The organism is Streptomyces sp. NPDC026515, assembly GCF_055567595.1.
The window spans coordinates 550,850-557,335 of sequence record NZ_JBVHQD010000002.1; the positions used below are offsets into that span (position 1 = coordinate 550,850).

The 6,486-nt window shown below is 72.9% G+C and carries 4 protein-coding genes; 1 reads left to right on the forward strand and 3 read right to left on the reverse strand.

Annotated elements, in window-relative coordinates:
- The first annotated feature begins 65 nt into the window (after positions 1 to 65).
- Positions 66 to 2,306: a HelD family protein gene (locus tag ACZ4O3_RS05985; RefSeq protein ID WP_467721327.1), complete on the forward strand. Its 2,241-nt coding sequence runs from the start codon at positions 66 to 68 to the stop codon at positions 2,304 to 2,306.
- Here the strand turns inward: ACZ4O3_RS05985 and glgB are convergent.
- From glgB to ACZ4O3_RS06000, 3 genes are all read right to left on the reverse strand, one after another.
- Positions 2,281 to 4,467 (reverse strand): 1,4-alpha-glucan branching enzyme, encoded by a 2,187-nt coding sequence (glgB, locus tag ACZ4O3_RS05990; RefSeq protein ID WP_467721305.1) that lies wholly within the window; start codon positions 4,465 to 4,467, stop codon positions 2,281 to 2,283. The genes ACZ4O3_RS05985 and glgB overlap by 26 nt on opposite strands.
- 22 nt (positions 4,468 to 4,489) lie before the next feature.
- A complete protein-coding gene (locus ACZ4O3_RS05995; RefSeq protein ID WP_467721306.1) occupies positions 4,490 to 5,869 on the reverse strand; it encodes a maltokinase N-terminal cap-like domain-containing protein in 1,380 nt (459 codons plus the stop codon).
- Between the two features lie 104 nt (positions 5,870 to 5,973).
- On the reverse strand, positions 5,974 to 6,486 hold a 513-nt coding region (locus tag ACZ4O3_RS06000), incomplete at its 5' end, for an alpha-glucosidase C-terminal domain-containing protein (protein ID WP_467721307.1).

Here is a 6,486-nt window from a genome sequence, read left to right on the forward strand (position 1 = left end):
TTCAGTGGGCACAGTATATCCGGGCGGGAGCGGAATTGTCAAACACCGAATTTCCGGACGATGAATTGCGGCACGAGCAGGAATTCATCGACGGACTGTACGCACGGGTGGACGCGCTGCGCGGCGACACCGAGGCCTCGGTCGCGGACGCCCTCTCCCTCGGCGACAAGCCGATGCAGGCCCGGCTGGAGCGGGACATCCTGGTCGCCGAACGGTCCGGGCTGCTGGCCGCGCTGGACGCCGTGGACGGCTCGCTGTGCTTCGGCCGGATCGACCTGACCTCCGGTACGAAGCACCACATCGGCCGGATCGGACTGCGCCGGGACGACGCCGAGCGCACCCCGCTCCTCATCGACTGGCGCGCCGCGGTCGCCCGCCCCTTCTACCTGGCCACCGGCCACACCCCGATGGGCCTGCGCCGGCGCCGGCACATCGCCACCGACGGCCGCAGGGTCGCCTCCCTGCACGACGAGATCCTCGACCTCGGCGACCGGGAGCGCACCGGCCACGAGGACCCGTCGGGCGACGCGGTGCTGCTCGCCGCCCTCGACTCGGCCCGCACCGGCCGGATGAACGACATCGTGCAGACCATCCAGGCCGAGCAGGACGAGATCATCCGGGCGCCGCACCGCGGGATCCTGGTGGTCGAGGGCGGGCCGGGGACGGGCAAGACCGCGGTCGCGCTGCACCGGGCCGCCTATCTCCTCTACGAGCACCGGGAACTGCTCGCCAAGCGGGCCGTGCTCATCGTCGGGCCCAACCCGGCCTTCCTCGGTTACATCGGCGAGGTGCTGCCCTCGCTCGGCGAGACCGGCGTGCTGCTGGCGACGGTCGGCGAGCTGTACCCGGGCGTGAAGGCCACGGCGGCCGACACCCCGCAGGCGGCCGCCGTCAAGGGCCGCGCCGACATGGCCGACGTGCTCGCCGCCGTCGTACGGGACCGGCAGGCGCTGCCCGACCCCGTCATCGCCGTCGAGCACGACCGGGAGGTGCTGATGCTCGACGACGGCCTGGTCAACATGGCCCGCGAGCGCACCCGGGCCGCCGGGCTCCCGCACAACGTGGCCCGCGAGTACTTCGAGGGGCACATCCTGAACACGCTCACCGAGCTGTACGCGGAGCGGGTCGGCACCGACCCCTTCGACGGCAGCAGCCTGCTGGACGCCTCCGACATCACCCAGATCCGCGACGACCTCGCCGAGAACCCGGAGGTCTGGTCCGCCGTCGAACGGCTGTGGCCGCGGCTGACCCCGCAGCGCCTGGTCGCCGACTTCCTCGCCGCTCCCGAGGGCCGTCTCGGCGCGGAGGACGCGGCCGCGATCCGGCGCCCGGTCACCCGGGCCTGGACCGTCTCCGACGTACCCCTGCTCGACGAGGCGGCCGAGCTGCTGGGCGTCGACGAGCGGGTCGCCCGGGCCCGCGCCGATCGTGAACGGGAGACCCAGATCGCCTACGCGCAGGGCGTCCTCGACGTCTCCTACGCCTCCCGGACCTACGAGTTCGACGACAAGGAGGACAGCGACCCCGACGCCTCGGAGGTCCTGTCCGCGCACCACATCATCGACGCCGAACGCTTCGCCGAGCGCCACGAGGAGGAGGACTTCCGCAGCGCGGCCGAACGCGCGGCGGCCGACCGCACCTGGGCCTTCGGGCACATCATCGTCGACGAGGCGCAGGAGCTGTCGCCGATGGCCTGGCGGCTGCTGATGCGCCGCAGCCCGACCCGCTCGATGACCCTGGTCGGCGACCCCGCCCAGACCGCGGAGGCGGCGGGAGTCGGCGCGTGGGACGACATCCTGCGCCCCTACGTCGAGGACCGCTGGGAGCACACCCGCCTCGGCGTCAACTACCGCACCCCGTCCGAGATCATGGACCTCGCGGCGGCCGTGGTCCGTGCCGAGAACCCCGCCTTCGAGCCCCCGAGCTCGGTACGGTCCACGGGTGTGACCCCGTGGATCCGGCAGGCCCACGACGACCTGCCCGGCGCCGTCGGGAAGGCGGTGGCCGAACTGACCCCCGCCGAGGGCCGCCTGGCCGTGATCGCACCCCGTGACCTGCACCGCGCCCTCGCGGCCCGCCTGGACGGCGTCACGCCCGGCACCGAACCCGACCTGACCCGGGCGGTCGTGCTCCTGGACCCGCGCCAGGCCAAGGGCCTGGAGTTCGACTCGGTCCTGGTGGTCGAACCGGGCCGCTACGGCACCAGCGACCTGTACGTGGCGCTGACCCGGGCCACCCAGCGCCTGGGCGTGCTGCACACCGGCCCGCTCCCGGACGGGCTCAGGCAGGCCGCAGCCACACCGTAGCCAGCGGGGGCAGGGTCAGGCGGATGCTCGCGGCGCGGCCGTGGGACGGCTGGTGTTCCGGCTTCACCGGGTCGGGGTTGGTGATGCCGCTGCCGCCGTACCGGGCCGCGTCCGAGTTGAGGGCCTCGTGCCAGGCGGGCACCTCGTCCGGGACGCCCAGGCGGTAGTCGGCGCGGACCACCGGGGCGAGGTTGGAGACCGCGAGGAGCGGAGCGCCCTCGGCGTCGTACCTCAGGAACGCGAAGACGTTGTCCTCGGCCGCGTCGCCCGCGATCCACTGGAAGCCGGCGACGGAGGTGTCCCGCTGCCACAGGGCGGGGGTCTCCCGGTAGACGGTGTTGAGGTCGCGGACCAGGTCGCGCACGCCCCGGTGGTCGGCCTCGGCGCCGTAGGCCGGGTCCAGCAGCCACCAGTCGGGGCCGTGGGCCTCGGACCACTCCGCGCCCTGGGCGAACTCCTGGCCCATGAAGAGCAGCTGTTTGCCGGGGTGGGCCCACATGAAGCCCAGGTAGGCACGGAGGTTGGCACGCTGCTGCCACCAGTCGCCGGGCATCTTGGAGACCAGCGAGCGCTTGCCGTGCACGACCTCGTCGTGGGAGATGGGCAGCACGTAGTTCTCGCTGTAGGCGTACACCATCGAGAAGGTCATCTCGTGGTGGTGGTACCTGCGGTGGACCGGCTCGTGGGCCATGTACTCCAGCGAGTCGTGCATCCAGCCCATGTTCCACTTCAGGCCGAAGCCGAGCCCCCCGCTGTCGGTGGGGCGGGTCACCCCCTCCCAGGCAGTCGACTCCTCGGCGATCGTGACCACACCCGGCACCTGCCGGTAGACCGTCGCGTTCATCTCCTGGAGGAACGCCACCGCGTCCAGGTTCTCCCGGCCGCCGTGCTCGTTCGGCGTCCACTGGCCCGGCTCGCGCGAGTAGTCGAGGTAGAGCATCGAGGCGACCGCGTCCACCCGCAGCCCGTCGATGTGGAACTCCTCGCACCAGTACACCGCGTTCGCCACCAGGAAGTTGCGCACCTCCCGGCGTCCGAAGTCGAACTCCAGGGTGCCCCAGTCGGGGTGGGCCGCCCGGAGCGGGTCCGAGTGCTCGTACAGCGGCCGTCCGTCGAACTCCGCCAGCGCCCAGTCGTCCCGCGGGAAGTGCGCGGGCACCCAGTCCATCAGCACCCCGATGCCCGCCCGGTGCAGGGCGTCGACCAGGTACTTGAAGTCGTCGGGGGTGCCGAGGCGGGCCGTCGGCGCGTAGAAGCCGGTGACCTGGTAGCCCCAGGAGCCGCCGAAGGGGTGCTCGGCGACCGGCATCAGCTCCACATGCGTGAAGCCCAGGTCACCGACGTAGCGCGGGAGCTGCTCGGCCAGGTCGCGGTAGGTCAGACCCGGGCGCCAGGACGGCAGGTGCACCTCGTAGACCGAGAAGGGGGCCTCGTGCACGGGGATGTCGGCCCGGTGCGTCATCCACTCCTCGTCGGCCCACTCGTGCCGGGACGCGTCCACGATGGACGACGTGCTGGGCGGCACCTCGGTACGCCGGGCCAGCGGGTCGGCCCGCAGGGTGCGGGAGCCGTCCGGGCGGGTGATCTCGAACTTGTACAGCTCGCCGGCGCCGACGCCCGGCACGAACAGCTCCCAGACCCCGGAGGAGCCGAGCGAGCGCATCGGGTACCCGGTGCCGTCCCAGAAGTTGAAACCGCCGGCCAGCCGGACGCCCCGCGCGTTCGGCGCCCACACCGAGAAACGCGTGCCGGACACGCCCTGGTGGGTCATCGGGTGCGCCCCGAGCACCTCCCACAGCCGCTCGTGCCGGCCCTCGCCCAGCAGGTGCAGGTCGAGGTCGCCCAGGGTGGGCAGGAAGCGGTACGCGTCCTCGGACTCCTGGGCCGTCCCCTCGTACTCCACCAGCAGCCGGTAGACCGGCACGTCGGAGAGGGGGAGCAGGACGGAGAAGAAGCCGTCGCCGTCGTCGTGCAGCCCGGTCCGCAGATCCCGGCCGGCGACCACCGTCACCGCGCGGGCGTACGGACGGAACGCGCGCACGGCTATCCCGCCGCCCGGCACCGGATGGGCGCCCAGGACGGAGTGCGGGTCGTGGTGCGTGCCGAGCAGCAGCCGGTCGCGGTCGTCGGCGGTTACGGATACGGACGTCTTGGAGGTCACGGACGCGTCTCCCGGAGAGGTGTCAGGTCGGGTCGGAGGTGGCGAGGCGGTGCACGGCCGACAGGGGCACCGCAAGCCAGTCGGGGCGGTGCCGGGCCTCGTAGACGACCTCGTAGACGGCCTTGTCGGTCTCGCAGGCCCGCAGCAGCACGGGGTCGGTGCGGGGGTCGACGCCGGTGATCTCGGCGTACCCGGAGCAGTAGGCCGCCCGGCACAGTCGCGCCCAGGCGCGGGCCGCCGGGGTCACCGAGTGGGCCGCGTAGTCGAAGGAGCGCAGCATGCCCGCGATGTCGCGCACCGGCGGCTGCGGCATCCGGCGCTCGGGCAGCGGGCGGGCGGGCTCGCCCTCGAAGTCGATCAGGGACCACTCCCCGGACGGCGAGCGCAGGCACTGCCCCAGATGCAGATCGCCGTGCACCCGCTGGGCGGTCCAGGTGCGGCCCTCGGCGGCCAGGCCCCCCAGCGCCTCGTAGGCCGAGCGCAGGCCGTCCTCGTACGGTCGCAGCGCCGGCACCGCCTGGGCGGCCGCCGTCAGCCGCTCGGTCATGCCCGCGACCATGGACTCCAGTTGGCTGTGCCCGAGGGTGACGGTCGGCAGCGCCCGGGCCAGCGCGGTGTGCACCTCGGCGGTGGCCCGCCCCAGCGCCCGTGCGTCCGCCGCGAAGTCCTCGCCCTTGGCCAGCTCGCGCAGGGCCAGTTCCCAGCCGTCGGTCGCGCCGCGTACGAAGGGCTGAAGAACGGCCAGGACGTACGACGCGTCGGGCTCGTCGGACAGCTCCGCCCGCAGCCACGCCGTCGGGGCGGGCACCCGGGCGCAGCCCTCGCGGGCCAGGGCCAGGGGCAGCTCCAGGTCGGGGTTGACGCCGGGCACGACCCGCCGCAGGAGCTTCAGGATGAACGTATCTCCGTAGACGACCGAGGAGTTGGACTGCTCGGCGGTCAGGAGCCGGGCCACCAGCCCGTCGCGTATCTCCGTGCCGGGGGCGTGTTCGAAGAGCAGGCCGCCGATGCGGGCCCGGGTGCGCAGGGCCTCCAGGAGCACCTCGGCCGGGCGGGGGTCGTACAGGGCGTCGTACACCGTGCGTCCGGCCAGCGGGCCCTCGGTGAGGTGGCCGATCAGCGCGGGCGCCAGCCGCGGCGGCAGCGCCTCCCGCGTGCCGATGAGCAGCTGGTAGCAGTCGCCGGCCGCGGCGGGTGCGGGCGGCTGTTCGGCGCGGACCAGCAGATGGTGCAGGCCCAGCTTGCCGTCCGACGGCAGGAGTTCGGTCTCGGCCACGGTGGTGAAGCCGGTGACCGGACTGCCCTTGCCCGCGAACCAGCGCTGCCGGGGCAGCCACTCGCGCAGGAGGGGATCGAGCGAGGCGAGGAGAGGGGGCGTGGAGGGGGTGACCGTTTCCGCCATGGCGGTACGTCCTTTCCCCGGTCGTCGGGGGCGTGAGTGATGCGTGCCCCGGGCGGGCCGGCGGAAACCGTCGCCGCCCGGGGTGGACCGTGCCTGGGTTCCGGTTACCCGTCCGCGCGCAGCCGGAACCAGTAGAAGCCGTGCCCGGCCAGGGTCAGCAGGTACGGCAGCTCGCCGACGGCCGGGAACCGCACCCCGCCGAACAGCTCCACCGGATGGCGGCCGTTGAAGCGCCGCAGGTCCAGCTCGGTGGGCTGGGCGAACCGGGAGAAGTTGTGCACACACAGGACGAGGTCGTCCTCGTACTCCCGCAGGAAGGCGATCACCGCCGCGTTCGACGACTGCAGCTCGGTGTAGGACCCCAGTCCGAAGGCAGGATTCTGCTTACGGATCTCGATCATGCGGCGGGTCCAGTGCAGCAGCGAGGACGGGGACGACATCGACGCCTCGACGTTGGTGACCTGGTAGCCGTGGACCGGGTCCATGATCGTCGGCAGGAAGAGCCGTCCCGGGTCGCAGGACGAGAACCCGGCGTTGCGGTCCGGTGTCCACTGCATCGGGGTGCGCACCGCGTCCCGGTCGCCGAGCCAGATGTTGTCGCCCATGCCGATCTCGTC